Source organism: Microbacterium sp. JZ37 (assembly GCF_035188445.1).
In the GTDB taxonomy this organism is placed as follows: Bacteria; Actinomycetota; Actinomycetes; order Actinomycetales; family Microbacteriaceae; genus Microbacterium; species Microbacterium barkeri.
Genome location: NZ_CP045253.1, coordinates 2,775,678 through 2,800,519, shown reverse-complemented (window position 1 = coordinate 2,800,519; position 24,842 = coordinate 2,775,678). Strand labels below are relative to the sequence as shown.

At 72.6% G+C, this 24,842-nt stretch carries 24 protein-coding genes; 9 read left to right on the top strand and 15 right to left on the bottom strand.

Annotated elements, in window-relative coordinates:
• Positions 1-19: 19 nt before the first annotated feature.
• From GC092_RS13000 to GC092_RS12985, 4 genes are read right to left on the bottom strand one after another with little or no spacing between them, the layout of a single operon-like run.
• Positions 20-943, bottom strand: a complete 924-nt coding sequence (locus tag GC092_RS13000; protein ID WP_324012419.1) for a carbohydrate ABC transporter permease — start codon at positions 941-943, stop codon at positions 20-22.
• A complete protein-coding gene (locus GC092_RS12995; RefSeq protein WP_324012417.1) occupies positions 940-1,833 on the bottom strand; it encodes a carbohydrate ABC transporter permease in 894 nt (297 codons plus the stop codon). The genes GC092_RS13000 and GC092_RS12995 overlap by 4 nt, the downstream gene beginning before the upstream one ends.
• A complete protein-coding gene (locus GC092_RS12990; protein WP_324012416.1) occupies positions 1,830-2,789 on the bottom strand; it encodes an ABC transporter substrate-binding protein in 960 nt (319 codons plus the stop codon). The genes GC092_RS12995 and GC092_RS12990 overlap by 4 nt, the downstream gene beginning before the upstream one ends.
• Positions 2,786-3,226, bottom strand: coding sequence for a hypothetical protein (locus tag GC092_RS12985; protein ID WP_324012411.1), 441 nt, complete (start codon positions 3,224-3,226; stop codon positions 2,786-2,788). The genes GC092_RS12990 and GC092_RS12985 overlap by 4 nt, the downstream gene beginning before the upstream one ends.
• A 255-nt stretch (positions 3,227-3,481) precedes the next feature.
• Here GC092_RS12985 and GC092_RS12980 point away from each other — a divergent pair, with 255 nt between their 5' ends.
• The gene (locus GC092_RS12980; protein WP_271174732.1) at positions 3,482-3,964 is read left to right on the top strand and encodes a YciE/YciF ferroxidase family protein; all 483 of its coding nucleotides are present in this window, start codon (positions 3,482-3,484) and stop codon (positions 3,962-3,964) included.
• A gap of 69 nt (positions 3,965-4,033) precedes the next feature.
• On the opposite strand, the gene GC092_RS12975 is transcribed toward GC092_RS12980, so the two are convergent.
• From GC092_RS12975 to GC092_RS12965, 3 genes are read right to left on the bottom strand one after another with little or no spacing between them, the layout of a single operon-like run.
• Positions 4,034-5,698 carry an ABC-F family ATP-binding cassette domain-containing protein gene (locus GC092_RS12975; protein ID WP_324012407.1) on the bottom strand — a complete coding sequence of 555 codons (1,665 nt, stop codon included), beginning with the start codon at positions 5,696-5,698 and terminating at the stop codon, positions 4,034-4,036.
• A gap of 47 nt (positions 5,699-5,745) precedes the next feature.
• A complete protein-coding gene (locus GC092_RS12970) occupies positions 5,746-6,423 on the bottom strand; it encodes a DUF6766 family protein (protein ID WP_324012406.1) in 678 nt (225 codons plus the stop codon).
• A 10-nt stretch (positions 6,424-6,433) separates the two neighbouring features.
• Positions 6,434-6,565 (bottom strand): hypothetical protein, encoded by a 132-nt coding sequence (locus tag GC092_RS12965; protein WP_324012404.1) that lies wholly within the window; start codon positions 6,563-6,565, stop codon positions 6,434-6,436.
• Positions 6,566-6,771: 206 nt separating this feature from the next.
• Between GC092_RS12965 and GC092_RS12960 the strand changes: the two genes are divergently transcribed.
• Complete coding sequence (locus GC092_RS12960) at positions 6,772-7,251, top strand: SRPBCC family protein (protein ID WP_324012402.1); 480 nt, start codon at positions 6,772-6,774, stop codon at positions 7,249-7,251.
• Positions 7,252-7,304: 53 nt separating this feature from the next.
• Complete coding sequence (locus GC092_RS12955) at positions 7,305-7,631, top strand: DUF7882 family protein (protein ID WP_271174737.1); 327 nt, start codon at positions 7,305-7,307, stop codon at positions 7,629-7,631.
• A gap of 4 nt (positions 7,632-7,635) precedes the next feature.
• Here GC092_RS12955 and GC092_RS12950 read toward each other — a convergent pair whose 3' ends face one another.
• Entirely contained in the window at positions 7,636-7,944 is a 309-nt protein-coding gene (locus GC092_RS12950; RefSeq protein ID WP_271174738.1) for a DUF7882 family protein, read from the bottom strand.
• Positions 7,945-8,025: 81 nt separating this feature from the next.
• On the opposite strand from GC092_RS12950, the gene GC092_RS12945 reads away from it, so the two are divergent.
• Together GC092_RS12945 and GC092_RS12940 are read left to right on the top strand one after the other, a co-directional pair.
• Positions 8,026-8,739 (top strand): GTP pyrophosphokinase, encoded by a 714-nt coding sequence (locus GC092_RS12945; RefSeq protein ID WP_324012401.1) that lies wholly within the window; start codon positions 8,026-8,028, stop codon positions 8,737-8,739.
• An 18-nt stretch (positions 8,740-8,757) separates the two neighbouring features.
• Complete coding sequence (locus GC092_RS12940) at positions 8,758-9,243, top strand: glutaminase (RefSeq protein WP_324012400.1); 486 nt, start codon at positions 8,758-8,760, stop codon at positions 9,241-9,243.
• A gap of 64 nt (positions 9,244-9,307) precedes the next feature.
• On the opposite strand, the gene GC092_RS12935 is transcribed toward GC092_RS12940, so the two are convergent.
• Positions 9,308-10,057, bottom strand: a complete 750-nt coding sequence (locus GC092_RS12935) for a LysR family substrate-binding domain-containing protein (RefSeq protein ID WP_324012399.1) — start codon at positions 10,055-10,057, stop codon at positions 9,308-9,310.
• A gap of 68 nt (positions 10,058-10,125) precedes the next feature.
• Here GC092_RS12935 and GC092_RS12930 point away from each other — a divergent pair, with 68 nt between their 5' ends.
• Positions 10,126-10,653: a transferase gene (locus GC092_RS12930; protein ID WP_271174743.1), complete on the top strand. Its 528-nt coding sequence runs from the start codon at positions 10,126-10,128 to the stop codon at positions 10,651-10,653.
• Between the two features lie 38 nt (positions 10,654-10,691).
• Here GC092_RS12930 and GC092_RS12925 read toward each other — a convergent pair whose 3' ends face one another.
• Genes GC092_RS12925 through GC092_RS12915 form a run of 3 tightly spaced genes read right to left on the bottom strand, consistent with a single transcriptional unit; the run spans position 10,692 to position 16,561 of the window.
• The gene (locus GC092_RS12925) at positions 10,692-11,120 is read right to left on the bottom strand and encodes a rhodanese-like domain-containing protein (RefSeq protein ID WP_324012397.1); all 429 of its coding nucleotides are present in this window, start codon (positions 11,118-11,120) and stop codon (positions 10,692-10,694) included.
• Between the two features lie 60 nt (positions 11,121-11,180).
• The gene (locus GC092_RS12920) at positions 11,181-11,981 is read right to left on the bottom strand and encodes a DNA-formamidopyrimidine glycosylase family protein (RefSeq protein WP_324012395.1); all 801 of its coding nucleotides are present in this window, start codon (positions 11,979-11,981) and stop codon (positions 11,181-11,183) included.
• Positions 11,981-16,561, bottom strand: a complete 4,581-nt coding sequence (locus tag GC092_RS12915; RefSeq protein ID WP_324012393.1) for an ATP-dependent helicase — start codon at positions 16,559-16,561, stop codon at positions 11,981-11,983. Before GC092_RS12915 ends, GC092_RS12920 begins: the two co-directional genes overlap by 1 nt.
• Positions 16,562-16,816: 255 nt before the next feature.
• On the opposite strand from GC092_RS12915, the gene GC092_RS12910 reads away from it, so the two are divergent.
• On the top strand, positions 16,817-19,474 hold the full coding sequence (locus GC092_RS12910; protein ID WP_324012391.1) for a hypothetical protein: 2,658 nt from the start codon (positions 16,817-16,819) through the stop codon (positions 19,472-19,474).
• A 51-nt stretch (positions 19,475-19,525) separates the two neighbouring features.
• Here the strand turns inward: GC092_RS12910 and GC092_RS12905 are convergent, their stop codons facing one another.
• Both GC092_RS12905 and GC092_RS12900 read right to left on the bottom strand, forming a co-directional pair.
• Complete coding sequence (locus GC092_RS12905; protein ID WP_324012390.1) at positions 19,526-21,169, bottom strand: ABC-F family ATP-binding cassette domain-containing protein; 1,644 nt, start codon at positions 21,167-21,169, stop codon at positions 19,526-19,528.
• 245 nt (positions 21,170-21,414) lie between these two features.
• Positions 21,415-22,050, bottom strand: coding sequence for an alpha/beta hydrolase (locus GC092_RS12900; RefSeq protein WP_324012389.1), 636 nt, complete (start codon positions 22,048-22,050; stop codon positions 21,415-21,417).
• A 48-nt stretch (positions 22,051-22,098) separates the two neighbouring features.
• Between GC092_RS12900 and GC092_RS12895 the strand changes: the two genes are divergently transcribed.
• Positions 22,099-22,722, top strand: coding sequence for an NUDIX hydrolase family protein (locus tag GC092_RS12895; protein WP_271174750.1), 624 nt, complete (start codon positions 22,099-22,101; stop codon positions 22,720-22,722).
• A gap of 99 nt (positions 22,723-22,821) precedes the next feature.
• A complete protein-coding gene (locus GC092_RS12890) occupies positions 22,822-23,751 on the top strand; it encodes a sulfite exporter TauE/SafE family protein (RefSeq protein WP_324012387.1) in 930 nt (309 codons plus the stop codon).
• Between the two features lie 9 nt (positions 23,752-23,760).
• Here the strand turns inward: GC092_RS12890 and GC092_RS12885 are convergent, their stop codons facing one another.
• Positions 23,761-24,204: an RrF2 family transcriptional regulator gene (locus GC092_RS12885; protein WP_271174752.1), complete on the bottom strand. Its 444-nt coding sequence runs from the start codon at positions 24,202-24,204 to the stop codon at positions 23,761-23,763.
• Positions 24,205-24,842: the final 638 nt, after the last annotated feature.

Below are 24,842 nucleotides of genomic sequence, written 5' to 3'. Positions count from 1 at the left end.
CGCCGGGCGCCTCCGCGCGTCACCCCTTCACACCGCCGGCGACGACGCCCTCCACGATGTGCCGCTGGGCGAGGAAGAAGAGGATGATCATCGGCACCGTCGTGATGACGCTCGCCGTGACGAGGATCTCCCAGTGCCACTCGCCGCCGAAGCCGAAGGCGTCGACGAGCGCCTTGAGACCTCGCGGGATGGTGAAGGTCGCCGAGTCGCGGAGGTAGATGAGGGCGCGCATGAGGTCGGTCCACACCGCCTGCACCTCGAAGACCAGCGTGACCGCGATGGCGGGGCGCGACAGCGGCATCGCGATGCGCCAGAACAGCTGCCACGCGTTCGCCCCGTCGACGCGAGCGGCGTCGAAGAGATCGCGCGGGAGCGACAGCATGAACTGGCGCAGGAGGAAGATGTAGAACGCGCTGCCGAACAGGTTGTGCGCCCACATCGGGGTGAGCGTGCCGACCTGCCCGAGCGCGTTCCAGATGAGGAACGTCGGGATCATCGTCACCGCCCCGGGGAGCATCATCGAGCCGAGGACGAGTGCGAAGAGCACGCCGCGGCCGCGGAAGCGGTAGTACGCGAAGCCCCACGCGACCATCGCGCTCGAGAGCGTCACCGCCGTCGCGGCGAGCACCGTGACGACCGCGGTGTTGAGCAGCCACAGCGCGACCGGCGCCTCCTGCCAGACCTGCACGTAGTTGTCCCACGTGAAGGTCCGGGGGATGAGCCGGTTGTCGAACACCTCGCCGCGCGGCTTGAACGACGCGCTCACGAGCCACGCGAAGGGGTAGGCGAACACGATCCCGGCCGCGACGAGCGCGATCCAGGTCACCCAGCGCCCGACGCGGCGGCGCAGCGGCACGGGACGCCGGCCCCGCTCGGCCGCGGTCGTCGGGGACGCCTCGGCGCGCGCGACCGCGGGCGCTGGCGCCTCGAGCCCGGCGGTCATCGCGCACCCCCCTCGTAGTACACGAGGCGGCGCGAGACGATCACCTGGACGGCCGTCACCACCATGACGATGAGGAACAGCAGCCACGCGAGCGCCGACGCGTATCCCATGTGGAGGAACTCGAACGCCTGCTGGAACAGGTAGATGACGTAGAACAGCGCGGCATCGTTGGCGTAGGTCGTGTTGCCCGCGCCGAAGAACGCCGTGTACGCCTCGTCGAAGGTCTGCAGCCCCGCGATCGTGTTCACGACGACGACGAAGAACAGCGCGGGGCTGATCATCGGCAGGGTCACGCTCGTGAGCCTGCGCCACGCGCCCGCCCCGTCGAGCCGCGCCGACTCGTAGAGCTCCTCGGGGACGCCGCGCAGCGCCGCGAGCAGGATGAGCACCGACGAGCCGACGGTCCACAGGCTCATGATGACGAGGCCCGGCTTCACCCACGAGCCGTCCGTCGTCCACGACGGTCCGTCGATGCCGACGGCGCCGAGCGCGGAGTTGAACAGCCCGCTCTGCCCGTTGAAGAGCAGGAGGAACAGGATGCCCACGGCGACCGGCGGGGTCATCTTCGGGAGGAAGAAGACCGTGCGGAAGAAGCCGGATGCCCGCCCCGCGCGCTGCAGCAGGACGGCGAGCACGAGCGACACGATCACGTAGGCCGGCACCTGGACGGCCGTGAAGAACAACGTGTTGCCGAGCGCGAGGGAGACCTTCGGGTCCGAGAACAGCTCGGCGTAGTTGTCGAACCCGACGAACGACGGATCGTTGATGACGTCGTAGTCCGTCAGCGACAGGTAGGCGCTGTAGAGGATGGGCCAGGCGGTGAAGACGGCGAAGCCGATGATCCAGGGACTGAGGAAGAGCAGAGCCGCGCGCGTCTCGCGCGCCCTCACGACCCCTCCTCGACCTTGGCCCAGGCCTCGTCGAGCGCCTCCTGGGCGGTCTCCTGGGCGCGGGCGAGCGCATCGGCCGCCTCTGCGTCGCCCGACAGCACGTCGTTGATCGCGTCGTTGAGCGCGGCCTCGAACTCCGCGTCGGCGGGGTTCGCCGGCAGGGTGAAGGTGTGCTCGTTGGCCTCGTAGACGGCCTCGACCGCGCTGTCCCACGGCTCCCCGCCCGAGGTCACCATCTCGCGGATCTGCTCGTCGGCCTCGGCGTTGCCGGTGAGGATGCCCGTGAACGGCTTGCCCTCCTCCTCGCGGAGGTCGAGGCGAGCCTCGGCAGCCGCGATCCAGGCGTCGACCGACGTCATGGCGCGCGCCCAGCGGCACGCGGCCTCGGGGTTCTCAGCGCCGGAGGGGATCGCCCAGGCCGAGCCGGACGCGTAGGCGATCGGCTCGCCCTCGTGGTCGCGGACCGTGTCGAAGACCATCGGCGCGTCCGGGGAGACGTCGTTGAGCACGTTGACGTACCACTGCTCCATCGGCATCGCGCCGAGGACGCCCGTCGCGAACTGGTTGCCCTCGCCGAAGAAGTCGGCGGAGTCGCGCAGCGCCTTGACGTCGCCGAAGCCGCCCTGCGCGTCGTAGATGCCGACGGCCCACTCGAGCGCCTCGATCGCCGCGGGATCGTCGAGGTTCGCCTCGCGGCCATCCTCGCTGAGCAGCTCGACGCCGTTGGCACGCGCCCACAGCGGGAAGAACTCGGGCAGCTTGCTGTCGACGCCGATCACCGAGAGCGAGCCGTCGCGCTGCATGAGCGCCTCGTTGGCGGCGGACATGGCCTCCCAGTCCGAGCCGTTCACGTCGTCGACCGACAGCCCCGCCTCCTCCAGGAGGTCGGCGTTCGCCATCGTGATCTGCACGGTGTTGAACTCGGGCACGCCGTAGACCTCGCCGCCCAGCGTCACCTGCTCGAGCGCGGGCCCGACGAACGCGTCGGCGTCGATGCCCTCGCCCTCGAAGCAGCTGCCGAGGGGAGGATGGCGCCGCGTGCGGCGAGCGAGCCGATCTGGTCGCGGTTCGCGTAGATGAGGTCGGGCGGGGACCCCGTCGCGGCGGCCGACAGGAACTGCTGCAGGTCGAGCTCGCCCTCCGTGAGCTTCACCTCGACGCCGTCCCCGAGCTGCTGCTCGGCGAAGTCCATGCGCGAGGTCGCGACCTCGTCGACGCCCGAGAAGCCCATGACCGAGAGCTCGCCGTCGAGGGTCGCGTCGGAGGAGTACTCGGCGTCGTCGGCGCCGCTCTGGCCGCCCGTGCCGACGGCGCATCCCGCGAGCGTCACGAGCGCCGCCGCGCCCACGGCGGTCGTGACGAGAAGCGGATGGGAGTGCCTTCGTGTGCGCATGATGCGGCTCCTTCGCGATCGGCCCGGTCGGGGCCACTTCCTCCTCGGGTGCTGCGGCACCCGGACGGTGCCGAGGCTAGGAGCGGGCCGGGGCGCGGGGAACCGGCTTGACAGAAGCGCTTCCATGGCGTTGACCGCGCACCGCGCGCATTAGCAGGGCGCGCGGTGCGCTGGCAAGCGGCTGGGCGGGAGAGACGACCGCCCCTAGCGTCGAAGGCAGCCGGCACAGGCCGGCCGTCGACAGAAGGAGGACGCATGAGCCAGGTCAACCTCGAGACCCCCGAGGACCTGCTGCGGCTGCAGCTGCGCACCGCGCTGACGATGGAGGACGACTCGCTCGCGGCACTCGGCGAGCTCGCGGAGGCGGCGGCGTCGCCCGATGTGAAGAAGCTGTTCCGGCATCACGCCGATGAGACGAAGCAGCAGATCGAGAACCTGAAGAAGGTCTTCCAGCTGCTCGAGGTGCCCGAGTCGACCGCCGCGTCCCCCAGCACGAAGGGCATCAGCAAGCAGGCCGAGTCGCTCATCGCGAAGACCGCGAAGCCGCTGCGCGACCAGGTGACCCTCTCGGCCGCGCTCGGCAACGAGCACTACGAGATGGCCGCCTACCAGTCGCTCATCATCCCCGTGACCGCGCTCGGGGCATCCGATGCGCTCAAGCTGCTCGAGGAGAACCGGGAGCAGGAGGTGCACACGAGCGAGGAGCTCGCGACGCGCCTCAAGGAGCTCGTGTCCTGAGAGCGTGAGGGGCGCGGGCGCCGGACGGCTGTGTGAGAGCCTCCGGCGCCCGTCGCCGTCTCCGCGGGGTCACCGCTCGGTGACGACGCCGGCCTCGACGTGCCAGCGCCGCTCGGTGCGCACGTTCTCGAGCATCCGGCGATCGTGCGTGACGAGGAGCAGGGTGCCCTCGTAGCCGTCCAGCGCCTGCTCGAGCTGCTCGATCGCGGGCAGGTCGAGGTGGTTCGTCGGCTCGTCGAGGACGAGGAGGTTCACGCCGACCGCCTGGAGCACCGCGAGGCCCGCACGGGTGCGCTCTCCGGGCGACAGATCTCCGACGGGCCGGGACACGTGGTCGGCGCGCAGACCGAACTTGGCCAGCAGGGTGCGCACCTCGGCCGGGGTGAGCACGGGGACGATCTCCTCGAAGCGCCGAGCGAGCGGCGTCGCCCCGGCCAGGAGCGAGCGCGCCTGGTCGATCTCGCCGATCCGCACGCTCGCGCCGAGGCTCGCCGATCCCTCGTCGGGAGCGATCCTCCCGAGCAGCGCGGCGAGGAGCGTCGACTTGCCCGCGCCGTTCGGCCCGGTGATGCCGATGCGGTCGCCCGCGTCGACCTGCAGCGACACGGGACCGAGGGCGAAGTCGCCGCGCCGGAACACGGCCCCGGTCAGCGTCGAGACGACCGTGCTCGAGCGCGGCGCGGCGCCGATCGTGAACTGCAGCTGCCATTCCTTGCGCGGCTCCTCGACCTCCTCGAGTCGCGCGATCCGGCTCTCCATCTGGCGCACCTTCTGCGCCTGCTTCTCCGACGACTCCGTCGACGCCCTGCGACGCAGCTTGTCGCTGTCGGGTGCCTTCCGGAGCGCGTTCCGAACGCCCTGGCTCGACCACTCCCGCTGCACGCGCGCGCGGGCGACGAGGTCGGCCTTCTTCTCCGCGAACTCGTCGTACGCCTCGCGGGCGTGACGGCGCGCGACCTCGCGCTCCTCGAGGTACGCGTCGTACCCGCCGCCGAACACGCGGTTCGACGACTGCGCGAGGTCGAGCTCGAGCACGCGCGTGACGCAGCGCGAGAGGAACTCGCGGTCGTGGCTCACGAGCACGACGCCCCCGCGGACCCCCTTCACGAACGCCTCGAGACGCGCGAGGCCGTCGAGATCGAGATCGTTCGTCGGCTCGTCGAGCAGCACGAGGTCGAAGCGCGAGAGGAGGAGCGCCGCGAGACCCACCCGTGCGGCCTGACCGCCGGAGAGGGAGGTCATCGGGGTGCGGCCCGCCGCCTCGCCGTCCAGCTCGAGACCGAGATCGGCGAGGACCGCGGGGATGCGCTCGTCGAGGTCGGCCGCTCCGCTCGCGAGCCAGCGATCGAGCGCCGATGCGTACGCGTCTGCGGGGTCGACGCCCGCGGGATGGGCGGCCGGGTCGGCGAGCGCCGCCGCCGCGGCCTCGAGCTCCGCGCTCGCCGCCTGGCACCCCGTGCGCCGCGCGAGGTACGCCGCGACGCTCTCGCCCTCGACGCGCTCGTGCTCCTGCGGCAGGTAGCCGACGAACGCGTCGGCGGGAGAGAGCGACACCGTGCCGGCCTGCGGCTCGAGCACACCGCCGAGGATGCGCAGCAGCGTCGACTTGCCCGCTCCGTTCACGCCGACGACCCCGACCACGTCGCCGGGGGACACCGTGAGGTCCACCCCCGAGAAGAGCGTCCGATGGCCGTATCCGCCGGCGATCCCGCCGGCCACGAGGGTCGCGGTCATCCGGCCATCCTCTCAGACCGCGCTCGCACGGCCCTCCGAGGAGGGCGTCACTCCGACTCGATCGACGACTCCGCGTGCGGGGCCCCGACGGGCTTCGACTCGGCGGACCCGCGCTGGCGGAGGTAGATCGAGAAGGCGACCATGCAGCCGACCGCGAGGAACTCGGACTGCCAGTTCTGCAGCGTCCGGTTCCAGAACTCCGGCCCCGCGACGTACGCGAGCCAGGTCATCGCGGGCTCGCCGTGCTGCGCGGCCTCGTCGTTCGCGACCACGAGCCCGCCGAGCGACTGCGCGAACCAGGAGAGCACGAAGATCGCGCCCATGACGATGAGCATCGAGTTGCCGTAGAGCCTCTGGCGCCAGTCGCGCAGCTTCGCCCAGGCGGGGGAGTCGGCTCGAGCGTGCTCGCCCACGAGCTGCTCCTCGTCGGAGCCGGGGCCCTCGTCATCGGGGCGCTTGGACTCGGGCGAGCCGCGCTGGATGAGCCACACGGTCGCGAGGATGAAGAGGAAGAACTGCAGGAACTCGCTCTGCCAGTTCTCGGCGACGTCGACGAGGAACGCCGACGACGTGACGAACTCGCCGAGCGGGATCTCGGGCTGGCCGTGGCGGACGAGCTCCTCGTTGTTGTTCGCGTGGCCCACGAACGCCTGCCCGACGAGGGTCGCGACGAAGATCGCGAGGAAGAAGAGCGACAGCGCGTTGTCGCGGATGAAGCGCGGCATGGACCCCTCCTCAGCGCCCGGTCAGCGGAAGGACGATCATGATCGCGAGTCCGACCGCGACGATCGAGAACCAGGACCAGAACACGACGCGCATCCCGACGGTCTCGTCGTCATCGGATGCGCCCTTGACCTGTGCTGCCATGCCGTCACCCTATGGCGCTTCTCCGCCGCGCGGGAGGAGGTTGACGGCGCGCGACGCGCCCGGCTAGGACAGGGTGGGTGCCGCGCACCCAGCCGGTACAACGTGAGGAGTGTGGCGTCAACCGGGGTACCGGACAGGAAGCGGATGCGTAGCGTGAGGAGCGAGGGGGCGGCGACCTGGGGACGGAGCCGCCGGGAGGAGGCACCATGGCCACATCGCTGAGCGCAGAGATCGACGTGGAGGCGCCGCTCGAAGAGGTCTACAACCAGTGGACCCAGATCGAGACCTTCCCGGAGTACCTCGGCGCGGTGAGATCCGTCCGCCAGATCGACGAGGTGCGCTCGCGCTGGTCGGTGACGATCGGCGGATTCACCGAGGATTTCTACGCCGACATCGTCGATCAGGTGCCGGACGACCACATCGTCTGGCAGAGCACCGACGGGATCTTCCACGTCGGGCGGGTCGACTTCGCGCCCATCGAGAACGGCACGCGCGTGACGCTCCGCATGGTGTGGGAGCCGGAGGGGATGCTCGAGTCGTTCGGAGCGGCGATCGGCGTCGACTCCGCACAGGCGCAGCGGGACCTCGAGCGGTTCAAGGAGTTCATGGAGTCGCGCGGCACCGCGACGGGCGGATGGCGCGGCGAGGTGCACCGGGACAGGCCCGGCCCGGCCGACGCGATCTGACGCGGCGTGACGAAGCCGTGATTTTCGACGCCTGTACCGGTTAGAGTCGCTTCGTGGGCAAATTCATCTACGGACTGGGCGGCGACTCCGTCGAAATGGACGACCGTACCCTTGCGCATCTGCGCATCGTGGTCATGAACAAGCTCCGCCGTTCCGAGCCCTTCATGTTCGATGCGTCCCTGGGCGAGGGCACGGGGCGTCGCAGCTTCTGGCTGCACCCCGCGGTGCCCCTGCAGTTCCAGTTCTCCGGCGGGCGCTCGCCGCGGCTCAACCGCGTGTGGCTGGATGAGCTCATGAAGGCCGCGAGCGGGCCGTCGGGGCTCACGATCATGCCCGAGCCGGCGGAGCCGGCCGAGGCGCCCGGCGGCGACCCGCTCTGACCCGTCAGCCGTGCGTCGGCGGCTCCTCGACGAGCTGGATGCCGCCGAGCGCGTTGGCCGAGACGGCGAGGTCCTCGAGCCACTGGCGGTCGAGCTCGGGGGCGACGGGCTCCTCGAACTCGAAGCGCAGCGGGATCGCAGGGTGCACCCAGATGGTGCTGCGGCCCTCGGGTTCGCCCTCGCGGTGGCGCCACGAGACGGAGAAGCTCTCGTCGCGGCGCAGCTTGCTGATGATCACGACCTTGAGGTGAGCGAGAGCACGGTCTTCGACGGAGATCGGCGTCGCGGATGCGCCGTAGTAGAGAGTGCCCATGGCCCCAGGCTAACGCCGCGCCCGGGTGCTCCAGGCGGATCTCACAGGGATCCCATAGCGCACGACCCTAGCGTGGGCCTCATGAGCTCGATCCCCGTCGACGAGGACATGCTGGAGCACGCTCGCTCGCTCCGCGATGAGATGCAGCGGTTCCTCAACGAGTACCGCTTCGGGATGCGCGAGATCGAGACGAAGCTCTCCATCCTCCGCGAGGACTTCGAGCACCAGCACGCCTACAACCCGATCGAGCACGTCTCGAGCCGCCTCAAGTCGATGGACAGCATCGCCGAGAAGGCCGACCGCAAGGGCATCGATCCGACGATCGAGGCCATCCGCGCGAGCATCCTCGACATCGCGGGCGTCCGCGTCACCTGCAGCTTCGTGACCGACGCGTACCGACTCTTCGAGCTGCTCGTGAGCCAGGACGACATCAGCGTGCGCGAGGTCAAGGACTACATCGCCCACCCGAAGGCGAACGGCTACAAGAGCCTCCACGCGATCGTCGAGGTGCCGGTGTTCCTGTCGACGGGCATGGTGTCGGTTCCCGTCGAGGTGCAGTTCCGCACGATCGCGATGGACTTCTGGGCGAGCCTCGAGCACAAGATCTACTACAAGTACGACAAGCAGGTGCCGGCGCGGCTCATCGACAGCCTGCGCGACGCGGCCGTCACGGCCGCAGAGCTCGACGACCGGATGGAGCGCCTGCACCGCGAGCTGCACGGCGAGCGCCCGGCCCCGATCGCGCCGCTGTCGATCCTCCCGCGCTCGGGCGGCGACGGGCCGACCGCCGCGTAGCGGGCTATCGTGGGGCGGGTGGACGACCTCCGCTCGCTGCTCGCCGATGCGCGCGACCGTCTTCGCGGCATCCCCCGCGAGGGCCTCGGGCAGCTGCGCGAGCCGGGGCGCCTGCGCGGAGCGCTCGGCGCGCGCCCGCGGATCGTGCGGGTCGGCGAGGGATGGCATCTCGGCGTCCTCCTGCTGACCGACGACGGGCTCCTCGCGACGGGCGAGATCCTGCGCGCCGCCGAGGAGGTGCGCCGCGGCTACGCGGCCGAGTCGCAGCGGCGGCGCGCGGAGCTGCGGGCGATGGCGTTCCGCGGCGGGTTCGCCGAGGGGGAGACGCTCCACCTCGGATGGTCCGCGATCGACGTCGACGCGGTCGCCGACGGCGGGGCGGATGGCCCGCTGTCATGGCAGAACGGCGTGCTCAGCGTGCGCTGGTCGCCTGCGGGCTTCCTCCGCCCGCTGGCTCCCTACCTCGATGAGCAGATCGACCTGCTCACGGCACCTCGCACCTGACCCGGGGTCTGTCAACCCCCGGAATCGGGGTCGGAGCGCTCGTTAGCGTGGGCGGATGACCAGGTCAGCGGGAGGAGTTCGCGGTGCGTCCTCGGATGATGCCGACGAAGTCCTGGATGTCCGCGGAGTCGCGGTCGCGCCGCCACGCGAAGACGACCGACGAGACCGGGCCGCCGACGAGCGGCCGGTACGTCACGTCGCGCCGGTGGTGCAGCCGGGCGAGGGACATCGGCACGATGGCGATGCCGACGCCCGTGGCGACCGTCGCGATCGCATCCGCGGTCGTCTCGATCGTGTCGAAGCGCGGCGGCACGGTGCCCGGGAGGTCGAACGGGCCGAGCACATCGTCGCCCGGCACGATGAGCACGGAGCCGTCGAGGTCGGACGCCTCGAGCTCGTCGACGACCGTCAGGTCGGACTCGCTCGACATCACGACGACCGGCACCTCGTCGTACAGCGCGATGACGTGGAGGCCGTCGTCATCGATCGGGCGTCGCGCGATCGCGGCGTCGACGCGCCCGTCGTCGAGCGCCCTGCGCTGCTCCGCGACCTCGAGCGGCACGAGCTCGAGGGCGACCTCGGGCCTGCGGCTGCTCCAGCGGTCCACCCAGCGACCGGGAGTCGCGCCGGGCACGGCGCCGAGACGGAAGGTGCGGGGCGCTTCCGGCTCCGGCGCGGGCGCCGTCTTCGGGCCGGGGGTCGTCTTCGGCGCGGGGGTCGTGCGCCCGGGAGCGCGTCGGCCTGTGGACCGGCCGCGCGCACCGCCGCGGGCGGCGCCGCCGCGGCGAGGTGCCGATCCCTTCCCGTGCGCCATGCCGCAAGCCTACGCGGGCCGACCCCGCGAGGCGATCTGACCATCCGATTCCGCCGATCAACACCAGAATGCCCCCGTCGAGCCGGGTGCATCGAGCAGCAGCGAAAGCGTCCATTCAGGGGAATACCTGCCGGGACGCCGGCGTTGTCGCAGATGTCCGGCCTCGCCCGGGGCCGCAGAAGGGCATCGTGGGAAAGAACTACGTCGACATCGAGAATGACCACGGCGAACTGCTGCGCTATCGCAAGCACGTGAACGGACGTGGACTGATCGCCACAGGAGCGAAGGTCCATCCGGACGCGCGTGTGGAAGCGGGCGCTTATGTCGAACCGGGGGCGCGGATCTCCGCGGGCGCGCGCGTCGCGCGCGGCGCGTGGATCGACGCCAACGCGCTCATCGGGCCGAAGGCGACGATCGAGGTCGGGGCGCACATCGGCCCCGGCGCCATGATCGGCGCGAACGCCCACATCGGCGTGCGCACGACCGTGGGAGAGGGCGCGCGGGTCGCGCCCGGCTCCCGCATCGGCGACGACGAGAGCATCCGGGACGGCGCAGCCGTCGCCACCGACCGCAAGGGCTTCCTGCTCGCCGCATGAGGCCGCACGGCCCCGGCTCAGCCGGGGCCGTCTCGCTGTCAGCAGGCGCAGGACGGCGCGGCGACCGGCGCGACGAGCGGATCGGCCGCGCGGACGACCGGGCCGTCGGCGCTCTCGACGGGATAGCCCTCGCGCGCCCAGTACTCGAAGCCGCCGATCATGAGGCGCACGTCGTAGCCGAGCTGCGCGAACGCGAGCGCGGCCTTGTGTCCGCCGTTGCAGCCCGGGCTCCAGCAGTACACGACGACCGGAGTGCCGTGCGGGATCTCGGCCGAAGCTCGCGCGGCGATCTCGCGCGTGGGCAGGTGGATCGCGCCCACCGCATGACCCTGATCCCAGGCGGCCTGCGAGCGGGTGTCGACGAGGGCGAACGCGGCGCCCGCCTGCTGGTCGGCGAAGACGTCGGACGGGTCGGTCTCGAAGGAGAGCTTCGCGCGGAAGTGGGCGGCGGCTGCGGAGTTCGTCATGGCACGCACGCTATCGGCGAGCCGGATGGCCGCCGCGCGATCCGCTCGCATCTGGCAGGATCACGCCGCTGATCGGCCGTCGTCGGCCTCCGGCTGGCAGCGTGGGCACCAGTACACGCGGCGCTCGCGGGTCGGGTCGGGCCCCATCGCGGTCTTGCGGATAGGCGTCCCGCAGCGACGGCACGGCTGCCGGTCGCGCCCGTAGACCCACATCGCCCGGCCGGGCCGCGCATCCCCCGTGAACGAGCGCGTGCGCTGATCGACGTTGCGCCGGATGGTCCGCGCGCCGAGCGCGACGAGGGCCGCGGTGTCGACCTCGGACATCGGGCGCGTGGGGGCGATGCCGCGCAGGAAGAGCAGCTCGTTCACGTACTCCGTGCCGAACCCGGCGACGTTGCGCTGGTCGAGGAGCGCGACGTGCGCCGCGCGTGTGTCGGCGGCGAGGCGCCGCGCGGCCTCGTCCGGGTCCCAGTCGGGGGCGAGCGGGTCGGGTCCGAGGTAGCCGACCGCCGCCTCCTCGTCGCGCGTGAGCAGCAGCTCGACGATGCCGAGCTCGAATCCGACCGTCTCGACGCCGGGTGCCGAGACGATCGCGCGCGCCTGGTAGGCCGGGCGGCGCCAGCGGGCGCCCTGCGCGTACACATGCCACTCGCCCTCCATCCGCAGGTGCGTGTGCAGCGTGTGCTCGCCGATGCGGTGGAGGACGTGCTTGCCGCGCGCGACGACCTCGTGCACGGTCTCGCCGCGCAGGTCGGCGGTCGCCGCCTGCGGCACGCGGAGGTCGAACCGCGTGACCACGCGGCCGGCGAGGGCGGCGTGCAGTCGACGCGCTGCGCGGTGGACGGTGTCGCCCTCGGGCATCAGCCGCGCTCCCGGCGCAGCGTGAGGCCCTTCGTCGACTCGACGAACCCCGCTGCGCGCAGAGCCCGGCCGAGCGTCGTCCCGAAGACGAACTCGCCGTTGACCTGCTCGACGGTGAGGGTCTCCAGCCGCCGCGATCGTGCGGTCGCGACGAGGTCTCGGCACGCCGCGGCGAGCACCTCCTCGTCGTCGGCGAACTGGAGCACCGTGCGTCCGCCGCGCTCGAGGTACAGGACGAGGGCGCCGTCGACGAGCACGACGAGGCCGCCCGCCTTGCGGCCCGGGCGGTGCTTGACGGCCTCGAGCGCGGGCCATCCGAGTGCCGCGCCGTAGGGGTTCGCGGGGTCGGTCGCCGCGAGGGTGAGCGCGCGCAGCGGAGCGGGCTCGGGCACGGCGGCGAACTGGCGGAGCCGGTCGATCGTCGAGGACGCCGCGAACTGCGCCGCGCCGAGCTGCTCGATGAGGTAGCCGCGTCGGCAGTGGCCGGCCTGCTCGAAGCCGGCGAGGATGCGGTAGACCTGCGCGAAGCCGCCCGGCACCTGCTCGCTCTGCACCGATCCGCGCGTGACGACGCCGTAGCGGTCGAGGAGGAGCGAAGCGCTCGCGGTGGCGCGCGCCGCGGCATCCGGCTCGGGCCGGGGGACGAGCGACCAGCGTCCGCCGAGCGCGGGCGGCCGCGGCGGCGCCGACGTCGTCGGGCGGAAGGTCGCTCCTCGGTACATCCGCGCGCGGGGGGTGCGGCGCGCGACCTTGTGGCTCTGCGAGCCGCCGCCGAGGAGCGTGCGCAGCGGCGCGAACGTGTCGTTCGTCACGCGCCCCGTCCAGACGAGGTTCCAGAGCGCCTCCACGACCGACTGCTCGTTCTCGGCTCCCGTCGCCTCGCGCAGCTGGCTCGCGAAGTAGGCGCCTCCGCCCGCGAGCGCGGCGACGAGCTGCGCCTCGAGCGAGCCCTCGGCGAGCTCGCCGTCGACGTCGGGGACCGTGAACGAGGCCGCGTCTGCGGGGTGCAGCGCGATCCATCCGTCTCGCCCCGGCAGGGATCCGTGCCCTGACCAGACGACCTCTCCGGTCGCGGTGAGCTCGTCGAGCATGGACGGCGCGTAGTCGCGCACGCGCGAGGGCAGGACGAGCGACTCCCAGGCGCTCGCCGGGATGGGGACGCCGGCGAGCTGGTCGACGACCGCGACGACGCCGTCGATCCCCTCGAGCGGGCGCACGATGTGCTGCCAGTCGGGGAGGAAGCGCGCGTAGGCGTCGGGCGCGACCGGCTCGACGCTTCCGCGCAGCGCCGCGAGCGAGCGCATCCGGATGCGCCGCAGCGCCTCCGCATCGCACCACTCCACCTCGTCGGACAGCGGCACGCCGTCGCGCTCGGGCAGGAAGAACCCGCTGGACAGTCGACCCTGCGCCTCGAGTCGCTGCAGCGTGTGGCGCGCGACCGCAGCGCCGACACCGAGACGGGTCGCGACGGCGTCGGTCGTGAACGGCCCGTGGGTGCGCGCGTACCGCGACACGAGGTCGGCGAGCGGATCGGCGACCGGCTCGAGGAAGGCGACCGGGATGCCGACGGGGAGCGCGGTGCCCAGCCCGTCGCGGAGGCGTCCGGCATCCTCGATCGCCGCGAAGCGGTCGGCTCCCGCGATCTGCACGCGGATGGCGCGACGCGCATCGACGAGGGCGGCGAGGTGCGCGGGCGCGTCGGCGGCGTCCTCCAGGCGCGCGGCGACCTCGTCGGCCGCGAGCGGACCCAGCACGCGCAGCAGGTCGGCCGTGCCCTCGACGCCGTGCGCGCGGCGGTCGGGTGCGAGCCGCTGCGCCTCGGCCTCGTACTGCGCGAGCACGTCGGGGTCGAGCAGCTCGCGCATCTCGACCTTGCCGAGCAGCTCGCTCAGGAGCGCGGGGTCGACGGACAGGGCGGCGGCGCGCCGCTCGGCGAGCGGGGAGTCGCCCTCGTACATGAACGCGCCGACGTAGCCGAAGAGCAGATCGCGCGCGAAGGGCGACGGCTGGGACGGCTCGGTCTCGATGAGCCGGATGCGCCGCTCGCCGATCCCGCGCGCGACGCGGAGCAGCGCGGGCAGGTCGTAGACATCCTGGAGGACCTCGCGGAGGGTCTCGAGGATGATCGGGAAGGTCGGGTGGCGCTTGGCCACCTCGAGCAGCGCAGCCGAGCGCTGGCGCTGCTGCCACAGCGGCATGCGCTTGCCCGGGTTGAGACGCGGCATGAGGAGGGCGCGTGCCGCGCACTCGCGGAACCGCGACGCGAAGAGCGCGGAGCCGCCGACCTCGTCGGTGACGATCTGCTCGAGCTCGTCGGGGTCGAACACGAACAGCTCGGCGCCAGGCGGCTCGGACTCGGTGTCGGGGATGCGCGCGATGATGCCGTCGTCGCTCGCGACGGCGGATCCCTCGACGCCGAGGCGCTCGCGGATGCGCGCGTTGACGGCAAGGGCCCACGGCGAGTGCACGTGCATGCCGTAGGGGGAATGCAGGATGATCCGCCAGTCGCCGACCTCGTCACGCCCGCGCTCGACGGTCAGCGTGCGGTCGGTCGGCAGCGTTCCGGTCGCCTCGCGCTGCTCGGCGAGGTACGCGAGGAGGTTGCCGCGCGCCTTCTCGTCGAGGCCGGCCTCGATGAGGCGCTGCTCCGCGCGGTCGGCGGGAGCGCTCGTGATCTCGCGCGAGAAGCGGCCGAGGGCCTCGCCGAGCTCGGCGGGGCGGCCTAGCCCGTCTCCGTGCCAGAACGGGACCTTGCCGGGCTGGCCGAACGCGGGCAGCACGTTGACGCGGTCGTGCGTGATCTCGACGATGCGCCAGCTCGTCGTCCCCAGCGTGAAGACGTCGTTCACGCGCGACTCGTAGACCATCTCCTCGTCGAGCTCGCCGACGCGCGCGTTGCGGGTCTCGCCCGCGATGAAGACCCCGAACAGGCCGCGGTCGGGGATCGTCCCGCCGCTCGTGACGGCGAGGCGCTGCGAGCCGGGGCGCCCGGCGATCGTGCCGGCGTCGCGGTCCCACACGACGCGGGGCCGCAGCTCGGCGAACTCGTCGGAGGGGTAGCGGCCGGCGAGCAGGTCGAGCGTCGCCTCGAACGCGCTGCGCGGCAGGGTGCGGAACGGGGCGCTGCGCCGGACGATCTCGTACCACCGCTCGACCTCGATCTCGCCGAGCGCGGAGGCCGCGACCGTCTGCTGGGCGAGGATGTCGAGCGGGTTCTGCGGGACGGCGATCGCCTCGATCTGGCCGTGGAGCATCCGCTCGGTGACGATCGCGGTGTGCAGCACGTCGCCGCGATGCTTCGGGAACAGCGCAGCGCGGCTGATCTCGCCGACCTGATGGCCCGCGCGGCCGACCCGCTGGAGGCCGCTCGCGGCGCTCGGCGGCGCCTCGACCTGGATGACGAGGTCGACCGCGCCCATGTCGATGCCGAGCTCGAGGCTGCTCGTCGCGACGACGCACCGCAGCGCACCCGACTTGAGCTCCTCCTCGACGACGGCGCGCTGCTCCTTCGAGACGGACCCGTGGTGCGCCTTGGCGAGCACGGGCTCGGCGCCCGCCGTCTGGCCGGCCTGGGCCATCATCGCGGCGGGGAGGGCGGGATCGGGCAGATCGAGGCCCAGGCGCTCGGCGTAGATCTCGTTGAGGCGGCCCGTCAGGCGCTCGGCGAGACGCCGCGAGTTGGCGAAGACGATCGTCGAGCGGTGCGCGAGCACGCGGTCGACGATCGCCTCCTCGACGTGCGGCCAGACCGACCCGGTGATCTCGGTGGTCTCGGGCAGGAACCAGTCCTCGCCGTCCTCGCCCTGCTCGGCGCCGGATGGCGGCGCGCTGCCCGCGGCCGGCGGCGGGTTCTGCATGTCGTCGATCGGCACCGTCACCGACAGCTCGAAGGTCTTCGACGCCTTCGGCGCGACGATCTCGACGGGGGCCGACCCGCCGAGGAACCGCGCGACCTCGTCGATGGGGCGCACGGTCGCCGACAGCCCGATGCGCTGCGCGGGCCGCTCGAGCAGCTCGTCGAGACGCTCGAGGCTCACCGCGAGGTGGGCGCCGCGCTTGGTCGCCGCGACCGCGTGGACCTCGTCGACGATCACGGTGTGCACGCCGCGCAGGGTCTCCCGCGCCTGGCTCGTGAGCATGAGGTAGAGCGACTCGGGCGTCGTGATGAGGATGTCCGGCGGGTGCCGGACGAGCCGCTGCCGGTCGGCCGACGGGGTGTCGCCCGAGCGCACCCCCACGCTCACGGTCGGCGCCTCGATCCCGAGACGCCGCGCCGCCTGCGCGATGCCGACGAGCGGCGAGCGCAGGTTGCGCTCGACGTCGACGCCGAGGGCCTTGAGCGGCGAGACGTAGAGGATGCGCGTGCGCTCGGCGTCGTCCTGCGCCTTCTCGCGGAACACCTGGTCGATCGCCCACAGGAACGACGACAGGGTCTTGCCGGAGCCCGTGGGCGCGACGACGAGGGCGTGGCGGCCCTTCGAGACGGCATCCCACGCGCCGCGCTGGGCGTCGGTCGGCGCCGCGAACGCGCCGCGGAACCACTCCCGCGTCGCCTCGCCGAACCGATCGAGCACATCCACGCATCCATCCTCTCCCGGACCGCCGACATCCGGCTCGGTCGATCGCGGTCCGGTTCACCCGACCCGGAGCAGGAAGATCCGCCCATCGCAGGACGGATGCTGACGGATCGTCCTTCTCTCGGCGGATTCTCCGGCTCCCGCGGCGACGCGGGAGCGGGCGGACGAGCCGGATATCGGTGTCATCGGAATTGCGCGGTGTCGGCGGACACCGATATGTCTAAGGAGCGCGATCGCGCACCACGAGGGGGGAATCACATGACCATGAACGACCATCCGCCGTCCTCGGACGACGTCCAGCCCGAGCCGCCGGTTCCGCCGGTCGAGCCGGAGCCCATCCCGCCGGTCGAGCCGGAGCCTGCGCCGCCGGTCGAGCCGGAGCCCGCGCCGGCCCCGCCCGTCGAACCGGCTCCCGAACCGCCGGTCGAGCCCGGCCAGCCCGAGCCGCCCGTCGAGCCCGGCCCGCCTCATCCGCCGGCGCCGCCCGTCCCGCCGCTGCCGCCTCAGCCCGGACCGCCGGAGCCCCCGCAGGCCGCGTCGCCCGACGCCGCCGCACCCGCCGCACCTGCGGCGGTCCTCCCGTCGCTGCGCCCGACGCAGCTGCCGCGGACCCTGCTCATCGGCGCGCTCACGACTGCGGGGATCGCCCTCGGCACGACGATCGTCGCCGGCCTCCTGCTCGCCCTCGCCGCGCTCGCGCCCCTCGCCGACGCGCTCGAGAGCATGGGCGGCTCGAGCGCCTCGCCTGACGCCGGCGCTGGCGTGCTCATCGGCTTCGTCTTCGTGTGCGCCGGACTCGTCCTGGGCGGCGAGATCAGCGTGCAGCTGGGCGGATCCGCCGGCATGTTCAGCGCGTCCGGCGGCGGATCCGCGTGGGTCTTCCCGCTCGTCCTCACCCTCGCGGTCCTCGTCGTGACCGCGTGGTGGTCGTGGCGTCTCGAACGCCGCGATCCGCAGCAGACCGTGTGGCATCGGCTCATCGCGAGCGCCGCGGCGGGACTCGCCGCGTCGCTCGTCCTGCTCCTGCTCGTCGCGATCCTGTCGCCGCGCGTCGAGGAGGCGGGATCATCCTTCCTGCTGACGAGCGCGGGCTTCCGGCTCGTCGCGGTCGGCACGCTCCTCCTCACCGCGGCCGGCTTCCTCGGTCGCGAGCTCGGGCGCCGCACGGCGCAGGGCGAAGGCCCGGTGGCGGCCATCCGCCGGAACGTCGCGGCGCTTCCGGCGATCATCCGCGAGCCGCTCGTGGTCGCGACGATCTTCGCGGTCGTGTTCACCCCGCTCGCGATCATCGGCGGCGCGATCGGGCTCGTCCAGCAGGACATGGCCGGCGCCATCCCGCTCCTTCTCGTCTTCTGCCTGAACGTCGCCGCGGCCCTTGCGGTGATCGCCCAGCTGGGCGGCATCGAGGCGAGCGCCGGCACGAGCGGCTTCGGCGGCGCGAGCGAGCTCTACACGGTGTTCGGCGCGGGCCAGTGGTGGCTGTGGCTCGCCGTGCTCGTCGCGCTCGTCACGGCGGTTCTCGCAGCGGTGCGCATCGGAGTGCGGCGGCCGCGCGGCGCGCAGGTCGACCTCGCGCGGATGTGGCAGCTGCCGGCTGGCGCGCTGATCGGATGGATCGTGTTCGCGCTGCTGCTGTTCGGCGCGTCGGCCGCGGGGGCAGGCAGCATGATGTTCTTCTCCGGCGAGGGGACGGTCGCCCTGTCGATCGCGTGGTGGTCGCTGCTCGTCCTCCTCGTGTGGGCCGCCGCGATCTCGTTCGGGGCGCAGGTGCTGCCGGCGGTCGTGTACGGGCTCTCGCCTCGCCTGCTCGAGGTCATCGGCGGGCGCGCGGCCGTCGCGACCTGGCTCTCGGGGGGCGCGCCGGCGCCGGTCGCGGGCGGCCCTGCCGGCGAGGCCGCGGTGACGGCTCCGGCCGCGCCGCCGGCGCCGCCGGCTCCGATGAGCCCGCGCACGAAGAAGGCGCTCGCGTGGACGGGCGGGGCCGTGGCCCTGGTGGCGGTGCTCGGCGTCGGCGCGGCCGTCGCGCTGTCGGTCGTGAACGCCGGCCGGGGGCCCGCCGCCGCCGTCGAGCAGTACGTCGGCCTCATCGCCGACGGACAGGCGGAGGCCGCGAGTGCGCTCGTCGACCCGAACGTCTCGAACGCCGAGCGCGCGTTCCTCACCGACGAGGTGCTGTCGGCCGCGGCGGAGCGCATCTCCGACGTCGAGGTCGCGGACGGTGCGGGCGAAGGCGACGTGCGATACGTCGACGTGACCTACCGCCTCGACGGCGTCGAGCAGAGCGCGTCGCTGGAGGTGGAGCGTCTCGACAACGAGTGGCTCGTGCTCGAGCGCTGGCGCGTCGCGACACCGCTGCTGACCGAGGTCTTCGTGTACGCCGACGGCGGGGGAGCGCGGATCGGCGGCGTGGACGTGCCGTTCGACGAGTCCGGACAGGCGACCGTCGCGGTGTATCCGGGCGCGTACGACGTCGAGCCCGCCTCGTCGGCGTTCTTCGAGGCCGATCCGGTCCGCGTGATCGCGGCAGGTCCGGCGGGCTTCGAGGGCGGCGCCGCCGAGATCGACTTCCGCCCGACGTCGGCGCTCCAGGACGAGGTCGACGCGCAGGTGAAGGCGCTCCTCGACGAATGCGCCGAGCAGACGGTCGGGCAGCCCGAGGACTGCCCGTTCCAGGTGTACGTGTATCCGGACGACACCCCGGTGACGTGGAGCATCGCGACGTACCCGTCGATCGAGATCGCGGAGGACGGCACGTACTTCACCGCCTCGGAGGGCGTCGCCGAGGCGACCTACATCGACTCCGGGTTCTTCTCGGACGATGAGGAGGTCACGGAGGAGCGCGACATCTCCTTCAGCGGCGGCATCGAGATCGACGGCGACGCCGTGACGGTCACCTCCGACGGCTACTGGTGGTGACCGGGTGACGGCGGCGGCCTGCGCCGCCGCCGTCACCTCGCCGGTCGCCCGTCAGGCGACCGGGGCCAGCTCGCGCTCGGACAGCCGGCCGTCGCGCAGCTCGAGCACCGCATCGGGAGCGAGCCGCGCGAGGAAGGACTCGTCGTGGCTCACGATGAGCACCGCGCCCCGGTAGGCGCGGAGCGCGTCGAGCAGCTGCTCGGCCGTGTCGATGTCGAGGTTGTTGGTCGGCTCGTCGAGCACGAGCAGCTGCGGCGGCGGATCGGCCAGCAGCAGCCGCGCGAGCGCCACGCGGAAGCGCTCGCCGCCCGAGAGGCTCCGCACCGGGCGCTCGACGGTCGCTCCGCGCAGGAGGAACCGCGCGAGGCGGTTCCGCAGCTCGCGGTCGGGTGTGTCCGGCGCGGCCGCGCGCACGGCGTCGAGCACCGACGCCTCCTCGACGAGACCGTCGACCCGCTGCGGCAGGTACCCGACGTGCTCGACGTGGAGCGCGGCGTGCAGGCCGGCGCCGGGCCGTGCCTGCTCGGCGTCCGGCGTCGGAACGGCCTCGTCGCACCACGCGACCGGAAGGCCGAGCAGCCTCCGCAGCAGCGTCGACTTGCCTGCCCCGTTCGGACCGGTCAGGGCGATGCGCTCGGGGCCCTGCACGACCCACGAGCGCTCGCCGTCGCCGATCGTCGCGACGCGGCGCCCGGCGGCCACACCCGGATCGGGCAGGTCGATGCGCACCGCGTCGTCGTCGCGCAGGCGCCGTTCCGCGGCCTCGTGCGCCTCCCGGGCCGCTGACTCCTTCTCGCGCATCTCGGTGCTGAGACGACCCGCTGACACCTCAGCGGCCATCCGCCGGCCGTGCGAGACGATCTTCGGGACGCGCTTCTCGGCCTCGGCCTTCCGCGCGGTGCGTGCGCGGCGGGCGAGCTTGACCTCGGACTCGATGCGCTGGCGCTTCTCCTTCCTGAGCGCCTTGTCGGCGTCGCGCTCGGCCTGCGCGGCGGCCTCCTGCTCCGCGTCGAGCCACGCTCGCCACGCGGAGTAGGGGCCGCCGAACACGCTGAGCTCGTCGCGGTACAGCTCGGCGGTGTCGTCCATGAGCTCGAGCAGCTCGAGATCGTGCGACACGACGACGAGCGCGCCGCGCCATCCCCGCACCATGTCGTGCAGCCGGAGGCGCGCGTCGCGGTCGAGGTTGTTGGTCGGCTCGTCGAGCAGGGTGATCGCGGCGGAGCGCAGGCGGATGCCCGCGATCGCCACGAGGACGGCCTCGCCTCCCGAGAGGCTCCCGACCGTGCGGTCGAGCGCCTCGGGCGGGAGCCCGGCGTCGGCGAGCGCGGCGTGCGCGCGCGACTCGATGTCCCAGTCGTCTCCGACGGCGTCGAAGTGGGCCGGGTCGACGTCGCCCGACTCGATCGCGCGCAACGCGGCGAGCGGACGGGCGATGCCGAGGAGCTCGGCGACCGGGCGGTCGACATCGAGTGTGAGCCGCTGGGGGAGGTAGGCGATGTCCCCGGTGCGGACGATATGGCCGCTGGTCGGGGTCAGCTCGCCGGCCGCGAGCCGCAGCAGCGTGGACTTGCCGGATCCGTTCCGGCCGACGAGGCCCGTGCGTCCGTCGCCGAACGTGCCGGACACGTCCGACAGGGCGACCGAGCCGTCAGGCCAGATGAAGGAAAGGTGATCGAGAGTGAGAGCGGGCATGAGGGACCTCCGGTGTGCGAGTGTGCGGATGCACTGACACCGGACGCTCGCCGAAGGACTTCGGCGGACGGCTCGTGGCGGGTCCGAGAGAAGGACCGGCCCGGTTGCTCCGAGGGAGAACGGCGAGCGTCGACGGTTCAGCGCGTGAGCGCGTGAGCGTCGATCAGCTTCAACGGATTCTCCAGACCTCGGGGACAGGACCCGACCACTGTACACACTCCGTCGCGGGCGCGCCAGGGTCGGCGTCAGATCCGCTTCTCGAGGAACACCCTCAGGTCGTCGAGCTCCGTCGGCGACACGGCGTGCCCGAGGCCGGGGTAGATGCGCCCGGCGAGGTCGGCGTGCGCGGGCAGCCAGTCGGTCGTGTGCACGATGAGCCCCTCCGGGATGACCGTGTCGTGCGTCCCGCGGCCCCAGAAGACGGGAGGGCGCCGCGCGGCGAGCGCCGCATCTCCCTCGAGCTCGCCCGGGGTGACGTAGCCCGAGAGATTCGCGCAGAACGCGAAGCGCTCGGGTGCGAGCCGCATGGCCTGCAGCGAGATCGCGCCGCCCTGCGAGAAGCCGATGAGGCCCACGACGGCATCCGGCCCGAGCGCCGCGTCGACCCACTCGAGGAAGCGGTGGGCGGCCTCGGTCGTGCGCTCGGGCGAGCGGCCCTCGAGGCCCTCGATCGGGTACCAGGAGTAGCCCGGCTGCGGCCACGGCATCCCCAGCGGGGCGCGGACCGCCGCGTACACGAAGGCGTCGGGCAGCATCGTCGAGAGCCCGAAGAGGTCGCTCTCGTCGGCGCCGTAGCCGTGCAGCAGCACGATCACGGGCCGGCCGTCGGGCTCTCCTGACCAGCGCACGACGGCGTCGTCCAGAGCAGGCGTCGCTTCCATGGTCTCCATCGTGACGCACGTCGGCGACATCCGGGGTAGAAAGGACGCATGCCGGTCCGCACGCCTGACCCCGATCCCGAAGAGCTCCCCGAGGAGCCGCAGCTGCCATCCGACCTGGGCGCGAGCGGGATCGGCGCGGTGCCGGGAGGCTCGTCGAACCCGGGCTGGCTGAGCGAGTTCGAGCTCGAGGCCGTGCGCCGCCGCCTTCCGATGCTGTACGTCGAGGCCATCCCGGTGCGCACGGATGGCGTGGGCCAGGTGACCGACGTCGGGATCCTCCTGCGCGCCTCGAGCATGGGCGAGATCAAGCGCACGATCGTCTCCGGCCGTGTCCGTTACGGCGAGACGGTGCGCGACGCGCTGTTCCGGCATCTCGAGAACGACCTCGGGCCGATGGCGTTCCCGCTGCTGCCGCCGCAGCCGACGCCGTTCACGGTCGCGGAGTACTTCCCGATCCCGGGCGTCACGGCGTTCCACGACGACCGTCAGCACGCCGTGTCGCTCGCGTTCGTCGTGCCCGTGACGGGCACGTGCGAGCCGCGGCAGGATGCGCTCGAGGTGACGTGGCTCACGCCCGACGAGGCGGCCTCGGACGCGCTCGCCGCCGAGATGGAGGGCGGGCGCGGCTCGCTTATCCGGATGGCCCTGGCGTCGGTCGGCGCCCTCCGCTGAGCCCCGCGGCGACCGCATGTGTCGCCGTATGACGCGCTGTGTTACGGCCGCGCGTAATGTCCTACCTCGACGGTGGGGATAGCCCCTAGCGTCGTCGGCATGCAGACACTCGTGCTCCTCGCCCTGATCGGCCTCGCAGGCTTCGCAGCTCAGCTCGTCGACGGCGCCCTGGGCATGGCGTACGGGGTCACGTCCACGACCCTGCTGCTCACGATCGGCGCGGCGCCCGCCGCGGCCAGCGCCTCGGTGCACCTCGCGGAGATCGGCACAACGCTCGCGTCGGGCATCTCGCACTGGCGCTTCGGCAACGTCGACTGGAAGACCGTCTTCAAGATCGGCGTGCCCGGCGCGCTCGGCGCCTTCGCGGGCGCGACCTTCCTCTCGGGACTGTCGACGGAAGCGGCCGCGCCGCTCACGTCGGGCATCCTCCTGGCCCTCGGCACCTACATCCTCATCCGGTTCACCGTGCAGGGCCTCCCGAAGCGCCGCACCGACAAGCCGCTCCCGCTCGCCTTCCTCGCGCCGCTCGGCATCGTCGGCGGCTTCCTCGACGCCTCGGGCGGTGGCGGATGGGGCCCGGTCGGCACGCCGGCGCTGCTCTCGAGCGGCCGTCTCGAGCCGCGCAAGGTCATCGGCACGATCGACACGAGCGAGTTCCTCGTCGCGATCGCGGCGTCGCTCGGCTTCCTCCTCGGCCTCGGCTCAGCGGGCTTCGACTTCGGCTGGGTGCTCGCGCTCCTCGCGGGCGGCGTCGCGGCGGCGCCCCTCGCCGCGTGGCTCGTGCGCAAGCTGCCGCCGCGCATCCTCGGGTCCCTCGTCGGCGGGATCATCGTCCTGACCAACACCCGGACCATCCTGCGCAGCCTCGAGGTGGGCGATGCGACGGTGAACCTCGCGCTCGTCGGGATCGCCGTCGTGTGGGCCGCGGCGGTCGCCTGGTCGGTGCGCGCTCACCTCATCGCGCGTCGCGCCGAGAAGGCCGCCGACGCGGAGGCGCCGGCCGCGCAGCCTGCGCTCGTCGCCGACTAGACCGGGTCTCTAGGGGCTCTGCCAGGCGGCCGGGTCCTCGGTCAGCGCGGCGACGTCGGCCGGCAGCCGATCGTCGGCGAGGTCGGCGAGGCTCGTCCCCTCGAGCACGCTGCGCACGTTCGCCCGCAGCGCGACCCACAGCTGCAGGAGTGCGCCCTCCTCGGCCATGTCGGATGGCCGCTGATCGCGGACGAAGACGAGCGGACCATCCACAGCGCGGATGACGTCGGCCACGGTCACCTCGGCCGCCGGGCGGGCCAGCTCGTAGCCGCCGCCGGCGCCGCGACGGCTCGACACGATCCCGGCCCGCACGAGGGACGTCAGGATGCCCTCGAGGAACTTCGCGGGGATGCCCTCGTCCGATGCGATCGTCGGCGAGGCGAGGCGCTCCGTCGCGCGCGCGAGCAGCACGCACGCGCGCACGGCGTATTCGGCACGAGCGGAGATGCGCATCCCTCGATCATGGCACGGGGTCCGGTGCTCTCCGTCCGGTGTCGCCGGTGGGGGTGGCGGTGGTGGTGGCGGTGGTGGTGGCGGTGGTGGTGGCGGTGGTGTGGCTGCGGCTGTTGGCCGTGGCTGTTCGGGTCGCAGTTGGCGTCGGTATTCGGCCGTTTGGGGCCGCGAGGTGCGACTTGGCGGTGGCCGTGGCCGTTCGGGTCGCAGTTGGCGTCGGTATTTGGCCGTTTGGGGCCGCGAGGTGCGACTTGGCGGTGGCCGTGGCCGTTCGGGTCGCAGTTGGCGTCGGTACTTGGCCGTTTGGGGCCGCGAACTGCGACCTGGCGGTGCCGGTGGCGTGGGCGTTCGGTTGCGGTGGGTGTCGGCGGTGGCCGTGGCCGTTCGGGTCGCAGTTGGCGTCGGTATTCGGTCGTTTGGGGCCGCGACGTGCGACTTGGCGGTGGCCGTGGCTGTCCGGGTCGCAGTTGGCGTCGGTATTCGGCCGTTTGGGGCCGCGAACTGCGACCTGGCGGTGGCCGTGGCCGTCCGGGTCGCAGTTGGCGTCGGTATTCGGCCGTTTGAGGCCGCGAAGTGCGACCTGGCCACCAGCGACCCGGCCACCACGGACCGGCAACCCGGCCACCGGGGCGCGTCGT